This is a genomic window from Rheinheimera baltica (assembly GCF_030731985.1).
Lineage (GTDB): Bacteria > Pseudomonadota > Gammaproteobacteria > Enterobacterales > Alteromonadaceae > Alishewanella > Alishewanella baltica.
Map to the genome: position 1 here is coordinate 443,004 of NZ_JAPJDY010000002.1, position 20,488 is coordinate 463,491.

The 20,488-nt window shown below is 46.6% G+C and carries 14 protein-coding genes; 8 read left to right on the forward strand and 6 right to left on the reverse strand.

The window, feature by feature from the left end:
• Window positions 1-26: 26 nt before the first annotated feature.
• Window positions 27-1,397 (reverse strand): sigma-54-dependent transcriptional regulator, encoded by a 1,371-nt coding sequence (locus ORJ00_RS04930; protein WP_306139148.1) that lies wholly within the window; start codon window positions 1,395-1,397, stop codon window positions 27-29.
• On the reverse strand, window positions 1,390-3,291 hold the full coding sequence (locus ORJ00_RS04935; RefSeq protein WP_306139149.1) for a sensor histidine kinase: 1,902 nt from the start codon (window positions 3,289-3,291) through the stop codon (window positions 1,390-1,392). Before ORJ00_RS04935 ends, ORJ00_RS04930 begins: the two co-directional genes overlap by 8 nt.
• Before the next feature lie 271 nt (window positions 3,292-3,562).
• On the opposite strand from ORJ00_RS04935, the gene ORJ00_RS04940 reads away from it, so the two are divergent.
• Both ORJ00_RS04940 and cydB read left to right on the forward strand, forming a co-directional pair.
• Window positions 3,563-4,969 (forward strand): cytochrome ubiquinol oxidase subunit I, encoded by a 1,407-nt coding sequence (locus ORJ00_RS04940; protein ID WP_305975219.1) that lies wholly within the window; start codon window positions 3,563-3,565, stop codon window positions 4,967-4,969.
• Window positions 4,969-6,012: a cytochrome d ubiquinol oxidase subunit II gene (gene cydB, locus ORJ00_RS04945; RefSeq protein WP_305975217.1), complete on the forward strand. Its 1,044-nt coding sequence runs from the start codon at window positions 4,969-4,971 to the stop codon at window positions 6,010-6,012. The genes ORJ00_RS04940 and cydB overlap by 1 nt, the downstream gene beginning before the upstream one ends.
• Window positions 6,013-6,116: 104 nt before the next feature.
• Here the strand turns inward: cydB and ORJ00_RS04950 are convergent, their stop codons facing one another.
• Complete coding sequence (locus tag ORJ00_RS04950; protein ID WP_306139150.1) at window positions 6,117-8,234, reverse strand: two-component system response regulator; 2,118 nt, start codon at window positions 8,232-8,234, stop codon at window positions 6,117-6,119.
• Between the two features lie 140 nt (window positions 8,235-8,374).
• Here ORJ00_RS04950 and ORJ00_RS04955 point away from each other — a divergent pair, with 140 nt between their 5' ends.
• The 6 genes from ORJ00_RS04955 (at window position 8,375) to ORJ00_RS04980 (ending at window position 17,197) form a co-directional block, all read left to right on the forward strand.
• Window positions 8,375-8,956 carry an Hpt domain-containing protein gene (locus ORJ00_RS04955; protein ID WP_306139151.1) on the forward strand — a complete coding sequence of 194 codons (582 nt, stop codon included), beginning with the start codon at window positions 8,375-8,377 and terminating at the stop codon, window positions 8,954-8,956.
• A 2-nt stretch (window positions 8,957-8,958) separates the two neighbouring features.
• A complete protein-coding gene (locus tag ORJ00_RS04960) occupies window positions 8,959-12,765 on the forward strand; it encodes a CHASE domain-containing protein (RefSeq protein WP_306139152.1) in 3,807 nt (1,268 codons plus the stop codon).
• Between the two features lie 3 nt (window positions 12,766-12,768).
• Complete coding sequence (locus ORJ00_RS04965; RefSeq protein ID WP_306139153.1) at window positions 12,769-13,722, forward strand: diguanylate cyclase; 954 nt, start codon at window positions 12,769-12,771, stop codon at window positions 13,720-13,722.
• Window positions 13,723-13,868: 146 nt separating this feature from the next.
• Window positions 13,869-14,195, forward strand: a complete 327-nt coding sequence (locus tag ORJ00_RS04970; RefSeq protein ID WP_037054873.1) for a hypothetical protein — start codon at window positions 13,869-13,871, stop codon at window positions 14,193-14,195.
• A gap of 82 nt (window positions 14,196-14,277) precedes the next feature.
• A complete protein-coding gene (locus ORJ00_RS04975; RefSeq protein ID WP_027671791.1) occupies window positions 14,278-14,838 on the forward strand; it encodes a CBS domain-containing protein in 561 nt (186 codons plus the stop codon).
• A gap of 268 nt (window positions 14,839-15,106) precedes the next feature.
• On the forward strand, window positions 15,107-17,197 hold the full coding sequence (locus ORJ00_RS04980) for an alpha/beta hydrolase family protein (protein ID WP_306139154.1): 2,091 nt from the start codon (window positions 15,107-15,109) through the stop codon (window positions 17,195-17,197).
• A 4-nt stretch (window positions 17,198-17,201) separates the two neighbouring features.
• Here the strand turns inward: ORJ00_RS04980 and ORJ00_RS04985 are convergent, their stop codons facing one another.
• Genes ORJ00_RS04985 through ORJ00_RS04995 form a run of 3 tightly spaced genes read right to left on the reverse strand, consistent with a single transcriptional unit; the run spans window position 17,202 to window position 20,447 of the window.
• On the reverse strand, window positions 17,202-17,888 hold the full coding sequence (locus ORJ00_RS04985; protein WP_306126301.1) for a response regulator transcription factor: 687 nt from the start codon (window positions 17,886-17,888) through the stop codon (window positions 17,202-17,204).
• The gene (locus tag ORJ00_RS04990) at window positions 17,881-19,047 is read right to left on the reverse strand and encodes a sensor histidine kinase (protein ID WP_306139155.1); all 1,167 of its coding nucleotides are present in this window, start codon (window positions 19,045-19,047) and stop codon (window positions 17,881-17,883) included. The genes ORJ00_RS04985 and ORJ00_RS04990 overlap by 8 nt, the downstream gene beginning before the upstream one ends.
• A complete protein-coding gene (locus ORJ00_RS04995) occupies window positions 18,963-20,447 on the reverse strand; it encodes a TrkH family potassium uptake protein (protein WP_306139236.1) in 1,485 nt (494 codons plus the stop codon). The genes ORJ00_RS04990 and ORJ00_RS04995 overlap by 85 nt, the downstream gene beginning before the upstream one ends.
• Between the last annotated feature and the right edge of the window lie 41 nt (window positions 20,448-20,488).

Genomic DNA, 20,488 nt, shown 5'->3' on the forward strand with positions numbered 1-20,488 from the left:
ACTGTCTCCGTCATGTTATTGCTACCTTAAACGCTGAGACCGTAACGGTCAATTTTCTTCAATAACCCCTGTCTGGACAACCCCAATAACAGGGCTGCACGACTTTTATTACCCCCACTTAACTGCATCGCTTTGTTGATATATCGCACTTCTAACTGTTGTACTGCCCGATCGAGCTGCAACCCATCATGATTACTTTCTAACGGATATTCCTCCGAGCTGACGGCTTCAGGGTGTAATAAGCTGATATCGGCCATGCTAATGACTCCGCCCTGAGCCACTGCTGCCACACTCTCTAATGTATTTTTAAGCTCCCGGATATTTCCCGGCCAATCACGCTGTAAAAACCAGCTTAGTGCCGTGCTGTCTAATTTAAGCTCTTGCTTGTGTTGACGCAGCAGTTGCTCAAGAAAGAATTGCAGTAACAGTGGTATGTCGTGACGGCGCTCGGCTAATGCAATAGTTTCTAGCGTTATGCCTTTAATACGATAATATAAATCTTCACGAAACAGGCCTTTTTGCACCAATTGCGGTAAATTCGCATTGGTCGCAGAAATCAGCCTTACATCAATTTTCTGCTGTTCACGCCCACCAACCGGGAAATAGGTGCCTTCTTGCAGCACCCGTAATAGTTTTACTTGCATGGGTAACGGCATTTCACCAATTTCATCCAAAAACAAGGTACCGTTATCAGCCAGTTTTAGTAAGCCAGGACGGTCTTTGTCTGCGCCGGTAAAAGCCCCTTTGACATATCCGAACAACTCGCTTTCTAATAGCTCTGCCGGTATAGCACCGCAATGTACCGAGACAAAGGGCTGTCTGGCACGACGGCTTAGTTCATGTAGTGCTCGTGATACCACTTCTTTACCCGTACCGGATGGCCCGGTAACCAGCACACGCACGTCGGTTGGCGCAATACGTTGGATAAGCGTACGCATCGCAATCATAGGCGTCGACACACCAATTAAACGCTGTAAGCCAGCATCTGTTTGCTGTTGCTGTTTTAGCTGCTGCAATTCTGTATCTAAGTGGTGCTTGTTTAGCGCACGCTTGATAACCACCGCTAACAAATCCGGGTCTACCGGTTTAGCAATAAAATCCCAGGCCCCCAGCGCTATTGCATCCAATGCCAGCTGCCGCTCGGCATGCCCGGTGAGGATAATGACGGGCCTGCTGTTAAACTCTGCCATTGCCTGCAACGTATGCAGTGGATCAAATTCAGGTGGCAGAGATAAATCCAGCAGAATTAAATCTGCGTCAAAGCGCTTAAGCTGTGCGCGCGCGGCTGCAAGGTCAGCGGCAGTCTCTACCTGATAGCCACTTTGGCTTAACCAGCTTTGCGCCAGTTGACGAAACGCCGGCTCGTCATCGACGAGTAAAATATTACCCTTAGCCATTTGTCATGTCCTGTTGATGTGGAAGTTGCAGTCCAAGATTTTGCTTAACGTTTAAAGTAAATTTAAGTACAAAACTAACCGGCCAGCCCAAATCGCTCTGATGACAAACCTCACCTCCATGCGCTTGCATAATTCGACGCACTATTGCTAAGCCCAGGCCGCTACCGCCGGCACGTTTGCTAACAAAAGGCTGAAACAGTGCGGCATGTTGTGCCGGCACAATAGCCGGGCCGTTGTTATGTACATATATCCACACATGGTCATGCTCATTGTGCGCCTCAATTTTGATCTCCGCTTGTGGCTGGTTACGACAGAATGCCAGTGCATTATCCGTCAGGTTAATCAACACCTGCTGCACGCGGTAACTGTCACCGTATAACATTAAGTCGTCAGGTACCTGCAGTTGGCATTGCACACCTTGCCAATCCTGTTGACTCAGCACAGCTTGCAGCAGTGGTTTTAGCAAAAAGTCACTGTACTGCAACTCAAGACGGCCAGAATAACTCAACAAATCGGCAATCAAACGATCGGCCCGTTTAAGCTGCTGCTGAATATGTTGCCGTGTTTCTGCCGGAGTAGTGGCTGCTGCCATCGAAATAATATTGAGAGGGTTACGCAGTTCATGCGCCATTGCAGCTGACAAGGCACCCAGTTCTACTAAGTGTTGTTGATCCAGCCGTTTACGCTCAGCATCGGCCAACTTTAGCGACTGCTCCAAAATCCGACAATTACTTAGCAGCAAGGCGGCAAAGACTTCACCTTGCAGACGATAGCCAGGCGTAACATCATCCCAGCCCTTTAGCGCATAGTACCAACCATGCTCATTTCGCAAACAATGTATTTGCAAACCCGGATTTGCTCGCCCGGCAAGAGGCAGCTGTACACTTACTTTTTGCCTGAGTTGGCCAGACAATAACCCAGCGGCTAACGCAGCCAGTTCATGCCAACTATTACACTGCTGCAACTTAGAACGCCAGTGCGCAAGCAAGCTCTCATTTAATTGGCCACCCGGGTAAATTAAGCGCCGCGCTAACTTTGATAACGGTTGATAACAGGCGGCTGACAACAGCAGTAGCAATGTCGAATATAACCAAAGCTGGCTGGCGGGCACCGCAGATAGCGCCTGCATGCCCAATTGCCCTAGCAAGGCACTCACCAGTGCCATTAATGCCAATACAAGCAACAGCATGCCAAGCCATATTAATGCTTTGTTTGCAAAGGCATTAATCTCTAAAACCTGATAACGAACTACACCATACACCAGCAATAATAAATAGCTGGGTAGCAACAACATAGGATAGGGATACCAGTTTAATCCCAATGACGGAAAAACGAAGCTTGTCGCCAGTAATAATCCCCAACCTCCAGCCATAAACATGGCAACAATAGAGCGGCGCTTATTACCACTGTGCAGGCGCCAACCTTGAAACAACACAAGGTGTGCCGCAACGCCAAGTAAAATGGTGTAGAGTAAATTTAACCAGCCAATATCGGCAAACACAAAAAAAGCGTCAAATCCGGCCGTGGTCGTTATTTTTCCGCCAGGGCCAAACCAACTTAAGCCAATTAACAGTATTGTTAGCGCATACAGCCAGGGTAGTCTCCGGCGCCAGCCGCCGGAACCAGCTTCAGGCGTGGCGACAAATTGCAGCGCGAAATGTAAAAAAAACATCGGCATCAGAGGGTTGGCTAATATCAGAGCAACACCCAGTACCGGCCAACCTTGTACTATGGCAATATGGCCTGTACACCACAATGCCATCATTGCTGCAAAACCTGCCAATGCTGGCATAGCGCGCTGCCGTTGGCCTTGCCACAACAGCCAGCCAGACAGCAATACCGCACACACGCTGGTAAGCACCATGCTAATTTCAAACGCAACCGATAATGACACTGTAAACCTCGTTTACACATAAGCGACCTGCAAATCGTAAACCTTGTTTACATACCACACAAGCTATAAATAAATATTGTTATATATCAACAAAATAATCATCACTTTACAAAGTGGTAAGCATCTTGCTGTAGCAGCACAATTCTGTCTACAAAAGAGCTTGTTATGAATAGTGGCGTACTAGTTACCGAAATCCTCGCATTGGTATTAATAACAGTGATTGCCTTGGCGCCGGCCCTATGTCGGAAAATCTGGTATAAGGGGCGCTAATATGGAACTGGATGCTGCGCTGTTATCACGCATACAATTTGCCTTTACGGTAAGTTTTCATATTATTTTTCCATCAATTACTATCGGCTTAGCCACTCTCATTGCTATCTGGGAGGGCCTTTGGCTAAAAACCGCTAATCCGGTGTATTTACAGTTGGCAAAATTTTGGATCAAACCCTTTGCTATCACCTTTGGCATGGGCGTGGTGTCTGGCATCGTATTGTCATACGAGTTTGGCACTAATTTTTCTGAGTTCTCGCGCATAACAGGCGCAGTGCTGGGCCCCTTGATGGCGTATGAAGTGTTAACTGCCTTTTTCCTGGAAGCCGGTTTTCTTGGCATTATGCTGTTTGGTTGGCAACGGGTTGGGCCAAAGTTACACTTTTTTGCTACCCTCGTGGTTGCTATCGGCACCTGGATCTCAGCGTTTTGGATTATCGCCGCTAACTCGTGGATGCAAACCCCTGCCGGGCACATTATTGTCGATGGTGTATTTCAGGTAGATAACTGGTGGCAGGTTATTTTTAACCCATCGATGCCCTATCGTTTTAGCCATATGCTGCTGGCCGCTTTTATTACAGCCTGCTTTGTCGTGCTGGCGACCAGTGCCTGGCAACTGCTTCATACGCAGCACAAGTCCATGGCACGTAAAGGCGTGTCGATGACATTGTGGCTGGCGTTGCTGCTAACACCACTGCAAGCCTTTGTTGGCGATCTGCATGGTCTTAACGTGAAAGAACATCAACCGGTAAAACTAGCCGCAATGGAAGGGATATGGGCTGAGCGCGAGACTGGTGTGCCATTACTGCTGTTTGCAATACCTGATAAAACCGCCGAAAAGAACCACTTTGAGATTGGTATACCTAAGCTGGCCAGCCTGATTTTAACCCATGATATTGACGGTGAACTGGCGGGATTAAAAGCCGTGCCAGCAGATGAGCGGCCAAACGTAGCGTTGGTGTTTTTTTCGTTTCGTATTATGGTTGGCATTGGCTTACTGATGATATTAGTGGCTCTGATCGGTGCATGGCTGCGCTGGCGTGGCACCTTGTATAAAAGCCGTTGGTTTTTAACCGTCTGTAGCTATCTGGCACCAACGGGTGTAATAGCTGTGCTTGCTGGCTGGTATGTCGTTGAAATTGGCCGCCAACCCTGGCTCGTTTATGGTTTAGTGAGAACTATGGATGTGGTATCGCCATTACCAGCAGAGAGGGTGTTATTTTCACTGACATTATTTGTCGCAACCTACAGCCTGTTATTTGGTGTCTATCTGTACTTTATGCGCAAACTTATCCGCAAAGGCCCCCCGCCGTTGGCTTATCTGCACCAGCAGCTCGTTGGTGTCAAAGCTGCAGGCTACGCAGTCGCCTTAGCAAAACAACTTAACCCCTCAAAGGAGCAACACTAATGGAACTGCAATTTGGTTTACCGCTGTTTTATTTTTTGCTGCTGGGCTTTGCTATTTTAATGTATGTGCTGCTAGACGGGTTTGACTTAGGCATTGGTATTTTGTACCCCTGGTTTAACACGGATGCAGAGCATGATCATTTAATGCGATCAATTTCCCATGTCTGGGATGGCAACGAAACCTGGCTGGTATTTGGCGGCGTGATCTTGTTTGGTGCCTTTCCTCTGGCTTATGCCAGCATAGCCAGCTTATTTTACCTGCCAATCATGTTAATGCTTATAGGCTTAATCTTCCGCGGCGTAGCATTTGAGTATCGTTTTAAATCAACCACATCAAAACAATGGTGGAACCGCGCGTTTGCAATAGGTTCCAGCCTGGCGGCATTTTGCCAAGGGTTAATGTTAGGCGTGTTGGTGCAGGGCACCGACAATAATACCCTGATGATGTCTAGCTTGCAGTGGCTAAGCCCGTTCAGTGTGTTTACCGGTATTGCCGTTATGGCGGGTTATGCCCTATTAGCATGTACGTATCTTACAATGAAAAGCCGCGGCGCTATTCAACAAAAAGCGGCCCGCTATGGCCAACGGCTATTGTTATTTGTCATGCTTGCCATGTTACTTGTCAGCCTTTGGACGTTATGGGCACAACCCGAAATCCGGCAACGTTGGTTTGGTGGCAGCTATGCCTTAGGGTTATTTTTATTACCACTATCGGCTATCCTGACTGCACGGTTGTTGTTTCGCGATCTGGGCCGGGTACAACGACAGTTTGCCGCCGAGGCGGATATTAATGCCCGCCATGAAAGCCGTCCTTTTTGGTTAGCCGCAAGTTTGTTTTTACTGGCCTTTACCGGTTTAGTGGTGGGATTATTTCCATATCTGTTGCCAAGACACCTCACGTTTTATCAAGCAGCGGCTCCCGATAATAGCCTTAGCTTTATGCTGCCGGGCATTATTATATTTGTCCCGCTGATCCTGGCTTATACGCTTTGGGGCTATCACATCTTTCGCGGAAAAATTGAAGACTACGAGGAAGGCTACTAATGAACCAAACTAAACATCGGTCATGGCTGTGGTTTATCGGGCTGTATGCGGCAGGGTTATTTACTCTGTCATGCATTGCCTATGGACTTAAGTCGCTAATGACACTACTTTAAGTCACGCTTATCCACTATAAACTGCATAAAGTCATCTGCTGGCATAGGTTTACCAAAGTAATAACCTTGTCCAAATGGGCATCCCAGCTCTAGCAGGCTGACTTTGTGCTGTTCCGTTTCTATTCCCTCTGCAACTAAATCAATATCCATCGAGCGACCAAGTGAAATGATGGTTTTGACAATTTCGTAGTCGCTTTTATCGACCAGCATATCTTTAACAAAAGACATATCAATTTTAAGCACGTCCACTTTAAACCGCTTCAAATAGGCTAAGCTTGAGTAACCCGTGCCAAAATCGTCAATGGCAATTTTAAGCCCAATAGCACGCAGTCGCTGCAACACTTCTGCGGTTTGCTCTGGTCTTTGGATCAATGCGGTCTCGGTTACCTCTAACTCTAACAACGCCGATGGTAAACGACTCTCCATTAATGTTTGCTCAATAAGCTTTGCTAAATCAGGATCCGCAAACTGAGCTGCGGCAATATTAACTGACACACTTAAATTAAAACCGTGCTTGAGCCAACGCGCAGCCTGCTGACACGCTTTAATTAAAACCAGCTTGCCTAAAGGCACCACTAAACCGGTTTCCTCTGCTAACGGGATAAAATCGCCTGGTGAAATCAAAGTGCCATTTTTATCCCGTAGCCTTACCAAGGATTCGGCTGCAAAAACCTGTTCAGTTTGTAAATCAACTTTGGGTTGAAAATATACCTCTAACCTATTGTTATAAATTGCATCTCGTAAACTCTGTTCTTGCTGATGCCGTTGAAAAATACGCTGGCCTAATTCATCAGAGAAGAAACAAAACCGATTGCGTCCCTCCTGCTTAGCTTTAAATAATGCAACGTCAGCATGACGCATTAACTCTTCTTCATTAGCAGAATCAGCAGGAAACAAACTAATGCCCATACTGAGCGCCATATTGTAGTTTTTTTGTCCTATTTCAAATGGTTGCTGCATAATTCGACTAATACGCTGTGCCAGCAAATCTATTTGCTCTACATGGATCATATCCGGACAAACCAGCACAAACTCATCACCGCCAATTCGAGCTAACGTCTGCTCAGGATCAAGGATCGATAGCAGACGCTTAACCAGTAACGTTATCAGCTCGTCTCCACAAAGATGGCCCAGTGAATCATTAAGGTATTTGAATTGGTCGATATCGATAGCAATGATGCCCACTTTTCGCTGAGTGGACGCCGCAGACCTGCAAGCAAGATGTATCCGGTCATACAGCAATATCCGGTTGGGTAATCCGGTTAATTGATCGTGATTAGCCAAAAAACTCATTTTGGTCGCCAGCGCTCTGGCTTCGCCAACATCGTGAAACACGATGATGGCTCCTAACATTATGCCATGCTGATCGAAAATAGGGGCTGCTGAATCTTCTACCGCAGAAGCCTCAAGCGAGCTTCGGTTGACCAGCTCGCAATTTAACGCCATTGCCACTATGCGTCTTTCACTTAACGCCAAGTATACTGGGTTAGTAACAACTTGCTTGCTCTCGATGTCTCTTAGTTGCATCACCTCAGAGATTGACTTGTTCAGTGCATCAATTTGTCGCCAGCCGGTCATTTTTTCTGCTATCGGGTTTAAAAATGTCACCCTTCCATCGATATCAGTTGCAACTACGGCATCCCCTATCGAATTTAGTGTTACCAGTAATCGCTGCTTTTCGACAAATAACGCTTGCTTGCTCTGCGCCAATTCTTTTGCCTGCTGCTGCAACACCAAATGGTTTTTCACCCTGGCGCGGCAAATTTCGCGATGAAAAGGCCGGCCAATAAAATCCACTGCACCAAAAGACAACGAATTAAACTCTATCTCAGCCTCGGTGTGTGCCGAAATAAAGATAATAGAAATAGCTGCGGTTAACGGATGGTTTTTAAGTAACTTGCACACCTCAAAGCCATTAATTTCCGGCATCTCAATATCTAACAAAATAACATGCGGTTGCAGTTCAATTGCTTTATCAAGCGCCTCAAGACCATTGGTGACAAAATAGATGTGTGCTAAATCATGTAATATTTCACTTAACAGCGTAATGTTGCCGAGCTGATCATCCACTATAAGCAGGCTTGGTTTGCTATCGCTTTCCAATTCCATCTGCACATACCCTCCTCAAACTACTTGTTTCCGTTGTAGTGTAGCCAAGAAAACTTTTCTTTACGAAATTAAAATAAATCTGGCAAAAAACATGATAAATGCTTAAATTTTATTAAATTTAAATTAATTGAGCAGATGTAGTGACTGTAATAAACCGCGCCAGACTTGAAAGCATTTTGCTAATGTCCTCTCAGCATGCGCCCCAGTTACTGCAGATGATGCAAAACCTGATAGATGCGGCACCGCAAAACATCGCAAAACTTGAGCAGTATCTTGCATCAGGCGATACTGAAAACACCCAGCAGCTACTGCACAAAATTCGCGGCAGTTACGCAACAATAGGTGCAGATGAACTAGCAAAGCAAGCCTCTGCATTAGAGCAAACCAGTGCGGGCAATAAAAGTATATCCGCCAATGCGTTACAAGGTTTTATCCACATTTATCAGCAAAGCTGCAACGAACTACAAAGTATTATTCAGTTGCAAAGCGTTCAGGCAGCAGCCCAACTCGATACATTAGATGCAGCGCAATTAATGACCCTGCTTGAAACGCAAAATATGACGGCGTGTAATATGGTGCTGCAAAACAAACTTTCGTTAAATCAATTGATGTCAGAACCTGATGCAAAATTATTTTTTCATCAGGTAGCCTGCCTGGACTTTGCCAAAGCAGCTGAGCTGCTGCACCGCTATATGCCAAACCCACCTAAGAGTGGCGGCTAATTATGCCGTTAGATAAACCCGCCAAACATGTCTGGGATTTTGTGTTGGCGCTCTGGTTACCTATAGCGCTTCTTGTTGTAGGTTTTACCTTCGCAAAGTATTATTCTGAACAACAAGCGCAACAAAACGATCAACGTATAAATCAGGCAGTGGCAGAGCGTATTCAGCAAATAAGCCAGGGCGTAAAAGAAAAAGTAACCTTGTATCAATATGGCTTACGCGGCACCCGAGGTTCAGTAATGAGCCGCACGCCACAACAGTTTAACTATCAGGCAATGATGGAATACACCCGCAGCCGCGACTACCCGCTAGAGTTCCCGGGTGCGCGGGGCTTTGGGTTTATCAGGTATGTTCAGCCTCAAGATAAAGCGGCCTTTTTACAACGCGCCCGGCAAGACCGCCCGGGTTACGACTTTACCATTCGCCAAATAACGCCGCATAACGACAGTTTATTTGTTATTCAATACATTGAACCCGAAAGTGATAATAAAGAGGCCGTTGGCCTGGATATTGGTTCAGATGTCTTACGCAGAGAAGCGGCACTTAGTGCAGCCTTTGATAATGATGTCAGGCTAACTGCGCCAATCACCCTGGTTCAGGCCATGAACAAGGTGCAGCACGGTTTTCTAATTCTTATGCCAATTTACAATATTGCGCCGGCCCCCCAAACGCCACAACAACGCATGAATCACCTTTTTGGCTGGAGTTATGCGGCCTTACTTATTGACGAAGTGCTTGTTAATATTGCAAGGTTAGAACAAGACGTAGTGCTTAATATCAGTGATTTAACCCCTAATCAAAACACCTTATTTTATCAACACGGCATTGAGGCAGAAGCAAAACCGCAATACCAGCAAGATTTCACCTTAGCCTTATTTGGCCGGCAATGGTTATTGCAGTTAGCCCCTACACCGCAGTTTATTGCAGCAATGGAGCTACCCGCACCCAGGGCCCTTTTTCGCGAAATTATCATTTTTAGTTTCTTATTGTCTTTTATCGTTTACATCGTTCAACTACTTTTTATACGTCGCCAGCAAATTAGAAAGCATAAACACGAACTCGTAGAAATAGCCGCCGCCACGTTAAAGCAAGCCAATGCGAAGCTTGAACAACAAGTTGAGCAACGCACAGCAGAAATCACCAATACCAGTGCCCTACAGCGCAGTATTTTAAACGGCGCTGGCTATGCCATTATCGCAACTGACACTGATGGGGTAATTACAGTATTTAACCCTGCGGCAGAACAATTACTCGGCTATCGCGGGGATGAAGTGGTTGCTCATCATACGCCGGCATTATTTCACTTGCCGGCAGAAGTGGAACAACGCGCGCATGAACTAACGGCAGAGCTAGGCACTACTGTCAATGTGGGTTTTGAAACCTTTATAGTTAAAGCGCAATTCGGCAAAAACGATCTACGCCGCTGGACTTATATTACTAAGCAAGGTAAGCCTATTCCGGTGAAATTAAATGTGAGCAGCTTAGTCGATAATAACAACACGCTTTTAGGTTATATCGGTATTGCCTATGATTTAACGGAGCAACTACATAGAGAAGCCGAGCTAGCAAAAGCCAAAGAGCAAGCGGACAGTGCCAGTAAAGCAAAATCAGATTTTTTGGCTAATATGAGCCATGAAATCCGCACACCCATGAATGCCATTTTAGGTTTACTGCAACTGGTTGAGAAAACGCCATTAGATAAACGACAAGCAGAGTATATCAACAAAACTTATCGTGCAGCCCAATCACTTCTGGCTTTGCTCAATGACATTCTGGACTTTTCTAAAGTTGAAGCAGGTAAACTTGAGCTGGATGAGCAACCTTTTAACCTAACCACTTTACTACAAGATATTGGTATTATTTTGTCATCCAGCACCCAGCACAAAGATATTGAAGTGCTGTATCACATTGCCAGCGATGTGCCATTAAACCTGTATGGCGATAGCCTGCGCATAAAACAAATATTACTTAACCTTATTGGCAATGCCATAAAATTTACTGAACATGGCGAAGTGGTTATTTCAATTTCTGTTATCCCCGCAGCTGACGATGGCATTAAGCTTCAATTTGCGGTGCGCGATACCGGCATTGGTATGACAAAAGAGCAACAAAAGCATATCTTCACCGGTTTTCATCAAGCCGAATATTCTATTAGCCGACGCTTTGGCGGCACCGGCTTAGGCCTGGCAATTAGTAAGCGCCTTATCGATTTAATGCAAGGCAGCATTAGCGTAAGCAGTAACTTGGGTGAAGGCAGCACATTTAGCTTTGAAGTGGCACTTAAAAAGCTTTCGGATCAGCTTATTGTCCCAGTGCAGCAAGCAACAGCGTTTAACTTTAATGTTTTGGTTGTAGATGACAACGCCAGCTCCAGACTGATTATGCAAGAAATGTGTTTAGCCATGGGGTGGCAGGTAAGCTGTGTTGATAATGCAGAGCTAGGTTTGGCCATGTTAATGGAAGCGCAAGATACGCCTACCCCCTTCACCTTAGTGTTGCTAGATTGGCGTTTACCCGAAATGGATGGTCTGGCTTTTGCCGAAAAAGTACGCTGTCAGCCCGATATTGCCGATGCCACCATGATTGTTATGGTTACCGCGCATAGCAAAGAGCTACTGGGTTCACATCCAGACATAAGTCCTGAATTTTTAGATGGTTTTTTAGTTAAGCCTATCACAGCCGATATGTTATTAAAAACCCTGCAACAAGCACTGAATGACAGCCAATCACCCGCTCAGGCGCAACCAGTGGTGCCAGCAACAATGCCATTAAAGGGCCTGCGTATTTTGCTGGTTGAAGATAACCCCACCAATCAGCTGGTGGCCATTGAGTTATTACAATCCCAAGGGGCGGAAATGACAGCAGCCGAACATGGTGAACATGCACTAAACATACTGGCTGAACCTGGCTCGCAGTTCGATGTCATTTTAATGGATATCCAAATGCCCCAGATGGATGGCTATGAAACCACACGGCATATTCGTAAACGAGAACAATATAAATACATTCCTATTATTGCCATGACGGCAAATGCGCTGCCATCGGACAAAGCAGCCTGTATTGAGGCTGGCATGAACGACCATATTGCGAAGCCTTTTGTACTACAGGAAGTTATTGACAAAATTTGCCATTACTGTGGGCAGGTAATCTTAGCAACGCCTCAAACCTATGATCTGCAAGTACAACACAATACATTACTCGCCGATTTTTGTGACCAACAACTAATTGATGTTAATCCAGCATTGCAGCGCTTAGGTGGCAATTTAGCACTGTATTTTAAACTGGCCGTGCAGCTACAAAAAGACATTAGCACCGCCATTCATCAGCTATCAGAACAGCCAACAGGGAAGGATTTGCAACTACTGAGTCATAGCATTAAAGGTGCTGCAGCAACGCTAGGCTTTACTGCACTGGCTAACACTGCGGCTAAACTGGAAAAAACGCTATCGCAGGGTAATGCAGACACCTCTACTCTGAACAGTGTGTTACTAAAAGCCTGCTATAAAGCGGCAGAACAGCTGACAGCACTGTTGCAGTACCAACACTTCGCCCCTCAACATTCAATGGCACAAAACTCAACATCACAGCCTAATGCTAGTGACAACGAGCAGTTACAGCATGATATGTTGGCTTTATTGCGGCATCTTAATAGCGCTAATATGGCCGCTACTGCAGTGTTTGAACATATACGGCCAGACTTATCGCAACTCGACACCACTTTAACTGCTGCAATAGGCGAGCGTATTTCAGTATTGGCTTTTAAAGAGGCAGCTGCGATACTACAAACGTTAATAAAACAGCATGAGTGATATATGTCTGATGTCATGTTAGAGCGCTTTTTAGCTAAGCTTGGCAAAGCCACTATCTTAGTGGTTGATGACCAACCTATTAATATACAACTAATTTTTAGTATTTTAGCTGATGATTATCATGTGCTTATGGCGACCTCTGGCCAACAAGCCCTGCAGGTATGTCGTGACAGCATGCCAGATCTCATCTTGATGGATGTGATGATGCCAGAGATGGATGGCTTACAAACCTGTCAGGCGATAAAAGCCGATAAAGATATCGCTACCATCCCGGTGATTTTTGTCACTGGTCTTCAGCAACAGGAAAACGAAGACGCGTGTTGGCAAGCCGGTGCGGTAGACTTTATTCAAAAACCGGTAAATGCTAATACGCTACTTCATCGGATAAAAGCACACTTAACATTAAAACAGCAAGCCGATTTTTTGCACTCTCTGGCATACATTGATGGCCTTACCGGGGTATTTAACCGGCGTTATTTAGACAACTCAATTGATGCCCAAATAGCGATTGGCAAAAGGCAGCAGCAAGCCACGCTTTCGGTACTGATATTAGATATTGACCACTTCAAATTATTTAATGACAAATTTGGCCATTTAGCCGGTGATGAAGCCTTGCGCAAAGTCGCTAAAGCACTGAAAGCCATGTGCTGTCGCCCATCAGATCTTGTCGCCCGCTATGGTGGGGAAGAATTTATGGTGGTTTTACCCAACACCGACGAGGAAGGCGCGGCAGTTGTTGCAATCAAACTGCTTGAAGCTGTAGCCGAATTAAACATACCTCATCCAAAAACAGAATATGGCATGGTAACTATTAGTATTGGTGGCGCAACAAAAACTTATGCAACTGCAGTAAAAGATACCCTGACCGCCCAAGCCGACCAACAGCTGTATTTGGCTAAACAAAGCGGACGTAATTGTTTTCGGCAATCTATAAGCGCCGATAAAAGTACACATTAGAACCTAAACTAAAACCCTGTTTAGCTCCTTATTTGGCCGCTGAAAAGCCTGCATTTGTCGCAATATTAGCAAACCAGCTCTTGCATAACCGCCGCTTAAGCACCATAGTAAATCCTAATGAAGTAATCTAAGGTTTTTTACCTCGCATGTGCTGGCTTAGCCGTTTCGCTATTTTGCTGTACCTCGCGTTTTTGTGTTCACCGCAAGCTTTTGCTGTGCACGAACATCGTGTGGCGCCGTTGGCGGATACTCAGCTTCAAGCACTTAGCCCGTTACTCACCCAAAGCTGCTTTACCGCAGAACAAAATTATGAGCCGGGTGAAGAGCCAAACTTTAGTATTATCTCCAGCCTTAAGCATTTTTTTGTTGAGAACGTTAATGTTACCAATAAACCCGCTGAAGGCTGGTTACCCCGTCGCATTTTCACGTTAATTCAAGCGCGTGCACCGCCCACTTCCCTCACTTTTATATAATTTATCTTACGGTCAAATAGACCAAATTTTCGTAACACAGTGATATTGGCGTGGCCTCTGCGCGCCTGTAGTGAGGAAGACTATGAAAACCTTAGCATTATATGATGTTGAAGCCATTGATCATTTGGTTCAACCAGCCGATTTTGACGGTACCACTTTAAATTCGCCCGCGTTAAATGTAGTTACTGACTTTAAACACGCGCAGCCCAATATGATTTCGGCTTCAACCAGTGCCCGCGAAGCACGCGAGATCATGCAGCAAGAACAAAGCAATTTGAAATTAGTGGTAGATCACGATGGTGAGATGGTTGGTTTAATACATCAGGAACAACTGTCGGCACAGGCTATTATGCGTCGTGTGGCATTTGGTGACAGCCGGGAAGATATTTCTGTATCCGATTTAATGCGCCCGCGGGAGCGTATCAAAGCCCTGGCCTACCAACAGTTGAAAAATTGCAATATTGCGGATGTCATCAACACCTTGCAATCAAGTGGTGAGCAACACTGCGTAGTTATTGACCGTGAAAGCCATCAAATTCGTGGCGTTATCAGCGCGCAGGATATTGCACGTCGGTTAAGAGTGCACTTTACGGTGCAACAACCACCCACTTTTTTACATATTTTTGATAGCATCAGTGCATAAACTGGTAGCCCTTGCTAACAGCAGTTAGCAAGGGCTATTCGCCTTAAACACCTTAACAAGGTTAACCAAAGCCCCAGGTTAATCCTCTGTTTTTGCTACTAGAACATCTCTCACAGCAAAAACTGTCTTTACGTTAGCTCAGCTGTTTAACATTAATCTAACTATGCCGCTTAAAAACAACACTCTGCCGCGTGCAGGTTTGTACTTGCCGCTATAACAAGGTAGTTTTTGACACATCGCCACCTTTATTGAGCAAATTGGGGAACCTATGCCGACTTTCACTCGCAGCGCTATCGCTGTTACCGCCAGTTTATTGTTGTGTAGTGCAGGCCTATCTGCCGCCGGACAAGCTGAAGTTACCAGCCATGAAACATCAGCAAGTAGCCGCTATTTTGAAGCCGAAGATATTTTTGCCCTGGAATATGCCAGCGACGTGCAAATCTCCCCCGATGGCAGCAAAATAGTGTACGTTCGTGCCAGCAATGACATTATGACCGACAGCACGGCCACCAGCTTATGGTTATTAGATGTTAAAACCGGCCAACAGCTGCCGCTTTTCGCCGATGAATTTAACTACAGCCAACCACGCTGGGCAGCGAACAGCAACCAGCTGGCGTTTATTTCAGATCGCAGCGGCTCGCGGCAAATTCACTTGCACTGGTTGGCAGAAAATAAAACCGCACAGCTATCGACATTACGAAGCTCGCCAACAAACCTTACCTGGTCTGCTGATGGCAAGCAGTTAGCATTTACCATGAATGTTGCCGCCCGTGAGGCGCAAATGAAGCAACTGGTGAAAAAGGTAAAAAAGCCCAACGGCGCTAAATGGTCAGAATCGGCTATTGTGCTGGATAGAGCCCGCTACCAGGCGGATGGACAAGGCTTTTTAAAACCCGAATTCAGACACATTTTTATCTTACCAGCCACCGGCGGCACCGCTCGCCAGCTAACCCAGGGTGATGTTAACTATGGCAGTGATTTAAGCTTTACCCCAGACAGTAAAGCATTGGTGTTCTCTGCCAATTTAGACCCGGAGTGGGAATTTCAGCCCCGTGACAGCAACCTGTATAAACTGGATTTAGCGACAGAACAGCTAACGGCGCTGACCACTATGCCTGGTACTGAATCTGCACCGGTGTTTTCACCTGATGGCAAACAGCTGGCCTTTTTATGGCAAAACAATGCGCTCGTGCCTTACAGCAACAGCAAACTTAAAATTCTAACACTAAAAAACAATAACATTAGCGATGTTGCCGCCGATTTTGACCGCAGTATCCAAAGCCCGAACTGGCTAAGTAACTCTAGCTTTGTGGTGCAATATGACGATCGCGGCCAACGAAAACTGGCCACCTTAACCACTAAAGGTAAGCTCACGGAGCTGACGGCCAGCTTAGGGGGTGTATCGCAGCCCCAGCCTTATTTAAGTGGCAGTTATTCAGTGGCCGCAAACGGCGTTATTGCTTATACCCATGGTACCAGCCAACGGCCAAGCGATGTTGCTGTCGTGCAAAAAGGCAAAAGCACGGTGCTTACCGCGCTGAACGAGGATTTACTCGGGCACAAGAAACTGGCTCAGGTTCATGAAATTACCTATAAATCGTCGTTTGACGGTGAAGAAATTCAAGGCTGGTATATGACACCGCCTGATTTTGACCCAACAAAGAAATATCCATTATTGCTGGAGATCCACGGCGGCCCCCATTTAGCCTATGGTGCGCAGTGGAGCGCGGAAATGCAGCGCTATGCCAAAGAAGGTTATGTAGTGTTTTATGATAACCATCGCGGTAGCTCATCTTATGGCGAGCGTTTTGCCCTGTTGCTGCAAAATAAATACAGTTCACCTGAAGATTACGCTGACCACGACAGCGGCGTAAACGCCATGCTTAAGCTGGGTTTTATTGACGAAAACAACCTGTTTATTGGCGGTGGTTCAGCCGGTGGTATTGCCACAGCGTATGCCATAGGCCTGACTAACCGCTACAAAGCAGCGGCAGTGGTAAAACCGATTATTAACTGGTTAAGCAAAGTATTAACCGGTGACAGTTACCTGTATCAAACCTTTCATCAGTTCCCTGGCGTGCCTTGGGAAAATGTAGAGCATTACTGGCAGCGTTCACCGCTTAGTTTAGTCGGCAATGTACAAACGCCGACTATCTTAATCACCGGCGAGAATGATAGACGCACCCCCATTTCAGAGTCTGAACAATTTTATCAGGCACTGAAAATACGTCGTATTGACACCACCCTGGTGCGTATACCGGGTTCACCGCATGGTATTTCAAACCGCCCCAGCCGGATGATAGAAAAAGTGGAGTATATGCTGGCCTGGTTTGAAAAATACCGCACGCCGTCTAATTAAGCCACTATAACCCGGTGGCAGACACTGATAACCTGTAGCCAACACCTGGCTCGGTTTTCAGATAAGTTGGTGCCGCCGGGTTGGCTTCCAGTTTTTGCCGTAGCTGCGCCATATGCACCCGCACATACTCTGGCCGGCCGGTGTAGGCCTTACCCCAAACCTGGCTCAAAATCTGATTATGTGTCAAAACCTTATCGGCGTTACGCATTAACAACAACAAAATATCATATTCTGTTTTCGTCAGATGGACCGGTTGCGTATTGCGCTGCACAGTGCGGTGAACCGGGTCTAACTGCACCTCACCAAAGGCAAACACTTGCTGGTTAATTATTGCTTTACGAAGGTTAGCCCGGATACGCGCCATTAACTCCGCCGCGCTGAATGGCTTGGTGACATAGTCGTTGGCACCATTGTCCAGTGCCAGTACTTTATCCTGCTCGCTGTGGCGGGCAGATATTACTATCACCGGTATCTCACTCCAGCTACGTAATTGCTCAAGCCAAACCTGACCATCCATATCAGCCAACCCCAAATCAAGCAATATCAGATCTACTGATTCGGTCACCAAACATTGCAGTGCCAGCAGGCCAGCACTAAAACTTAACACCTTATGCTGTTGGCTTTTCAGTAAGGTACTAAGAAAGCTTTGCATTGCCGGATCATCTTCTAACACCAGTATGGTTTCAGCCACCGTGTTGCTCCGTATTGTCGGTTGTTGCCGGCCAACGCAGTTGCGCCAGCATGGTCTGGTTATCGCTACTGTGCAGGCTGAACTGGCCAGCGTGTAGCTGCATAACGGCTTTACAAATGGCCGTACCAAGCCCGGTGCCGCTATCCCGCTGAGCAGTATTCTGGCTGGCAACCGCATTGCTTACACGTAAGAGATAGTCGCCGTTATCCAGGTTAAAACTTACTGTTACCGGTGCTGCACCATGGCGCACAGCGTTTTCCAGCATATTGGCCAGCGCAATTTCCAGCAAAGTACTGTCGGCCATACAACGGGCATGGCTGTTGAGATGAATTTGTAGGGCTTGATTAGTAAGTAATTGCGCACGGCGGCTGATGGCAGCCGACACCACATCGGCGACATCCAGCTCAGTACGGGCCAACGTGTGCTGTGGCTGCTGCACCCGGCTTAGCTCCATCACTTTGTCAAAATGCTCACTTAGCAAACTGCTCTGGCGGTAGATATTCGCCGCTTGCTCACGTATCTCTTCGCTACTCAGGGTAAGTTCGCTGTCGGCAAGCATGCTGGATGCGCCCATAATCGTTGCAAGCGGTGTACGTAAATCATGCGAGATAGAACGAAGCAACATCGCTCGGCTATGCTCCAGTTCCACTTGAAACCTGGCTTGGCGGTTTTTACTGGCCAACAGTTGTCGCTTGCGCATATTTTTTTTCGCCCGTGCCAACTCAACCCGCAAACGACCCGATAAACGACCAATAAAACTGCCCAGCAACAACATAACGATAAAGGTAATAAGGTAATCAATATGGTTAATATACAAGGTGTTATAAGGCTCGACAAAAAACCAGTCAAGCAACAGCACACTGCTAACGGTCGTAATAATGGCCCAGCGCTGGCCTACCTGTTGAGCGACCCACGTGACCCATAGCAGTTGCAGCATGGCAACATCCGTTGTCGTTAGCAACGCTCTACCCGGTAGCAACAGCAGCGCTATGGCTACCGGCACAGCCAGCGCCAACAGCACCAGCTGCCATAGCGCAAAATGTCTGGCATGGGTCAGTTTCATCGTTAGTGGCCTTAATAACGCCAGTACATTGGCGTAAACAGTAATAACATGGTCAAAATCTCCAACCGCCCCAACAGCATACCCAGAGTCAGCCACCACTTTGCGCCATCAGGCAAGGACGCAAAGTTACCGGCAGGACCAATGATATCGCCAAGCCCGGGCCCCACATTGCCCACCGCAGTTGCAGCACCGGTTAACGCAGTAACAAAATCCAGATTATACATGGATAACACCAAAGCCAATGCCGCTATGGTAGCAAAATACACAAAGGCAAACGCCAGCACAGCGCTTAACAGGCTGTCATCTACAGTTTTGTTACCGTATTTTTGCGTCCAGACAGCATTAGGGTGAATTAACAGGTTTAGCTGTTTCAACAACATATAACCCGATAGCTGGGTACGGAAAATTTTCAGCCCGCCGGACGTCGAACCAGAGCAGCCACCACAAAAAGTAAGATAAAAAAACATCACCACTGCCATGCTGCCCCACAGCGTGTAATCCTCAGAGGCATAGCCACAGGTAGTGATCACCGACACCACATTAAACAGGCTGTGGGTTAAGGCCGAAAACCAATCGCGGTCGTCGTGTATTATCTGATAACCAGCAAGCAGTATTGCTGCTGTCAGCACAATGGCAATAAACGCTTTCACCTGCGGATCGCGCAGCAATACCCATTTATCGCCCCGGGCCATACCAACAAATAACACGAAAGGTAGCGCTGCCAGCGTCATCCAGACACTGCTTAACCACATTAACCAGGGTTTATCATTAAAATAGCCAAAAGACGCATCATAATTGGCAAAACCACCTGTAGCAGCCGATGTCATGGCATGGGTTACGGCATCAAAAAACGACATACCACCGGCATAATAGCTAACCGCTGCCGCCAGGCTTATCCCCAGATACACCATTAAAATAGAGCTGGACAAACTACTACTGCGCGGCAGTATTTTTTCTGAAATATCCGAGCTTTCTGTTTTAAACAGCTTCATGCCGCCTATCTTCAGAGCTGGCAATATCGCTATCGCCATCACGATAATACCAATGCCACCTATCCACTGCAGAATCGCCCGCCACAACAATACCGCTTTTGGCATAGTATCCAGTCCGCTTAGCACTGTAGAGCCGGTGGTGGTAATAGCCGACACCGTTTCAAACCAGGCGTCGGTTACACTAAGCTCTGGTAAACTAAGATACAGTGGCAAAGCGGCAAACAGGCAAACCGACAACCAGCACAAGGTGGTGAGTAAAAACAGATAGCGCTTTTTCAACTGCACAGCGCTGCCGGAACGTGCCACCAACACCGCACCAACACTAATGGTTACAGCACCCGCCAACAGAAAGTTCCAAAACGCGCGGTCTTGCAGCGCAAAGCTAACCGCCATCGTTACAAATTGCGCCACGCTTAGGCTAATCAGCAAATAGCCTATTACGCGATAAAAGAAATGTTTGTTTTTAACTTCAGTGTCGCCAAGCGTAAAAGCGTAACCTGTCATCACGATGTACTGCAGCAAAGATCAATAGCGCAAGCCTAACG

Coding starts and splice junctions, on each gene's coding strand:
- ORJ00_RS04930 (WP_306139148.1), bottom strand. CDS start 1,397: ATGGCTAAGGGTAATATTTTACTCGTCGATGACGAGCCGGCGTTTCGT.
- ORJ00_RS04940 (WP_305975219.1), top strand. CDS start 3,563: ATGGAACTGGATGCTGCGCTGTTATCACGCATACAATTTGCCTTTACG.
- cydB (WP_305975217.1), top strand. CDS start 4,969: ATGGAACTGCAATTTGGTTTACCGCTGTTTTATTTTTTGCTGCTGGGC.
- ORJ00_RS04950 (WP_306139150.1), bottom strand. CDS start 8,234: ATGGAATTGGAAAGCGATAGCAAACCAAGCCTGCTTATAGTGGATGAT.
- ORJ00_RS04960 (WP_306139152.1), top strand. CDS start 8,959: ATGCCGTTAGATAAACCCGCCAAACATGTCTGGGATTTTGTGTTGGCG.
- ORJ00_RS04965 (WP_306139153.1), top strand. CDS start 12,769: ATGTCTGATGTCATGTTAGAGCGCTTTTTAGCTAAGCTTGGCAAAGCC.
- ORJ00_RS04970 (WP_037054873.1), top strand. CDS start 13,869: ATGTGCTGGCTTAGCCGTTTCGCTATTTTGCTGTACCTCGCGTTTTTG.
- ORJ00_RS04975 (WP_027671791.1), top strand. CDS start 14,278: ATGAAAACCTTAGCATTATATGATGTTGAAGCCATTGATCATTTGGTT.
- ORJ00_RS04980 (WP_306139154.1), top strand. CDS start 15,107: ATGCCGACTTTCACTCGCAGCGCTATCGCTGTTACCGCCAGTTTATTG.
- ORJ00_RS04995 (WP_306139236.1), bottom strand. CDS start 20,447: ATGACAGGTTACGCTTTTACGCTTGGCGACACTGAAGTTAAAAACAAA.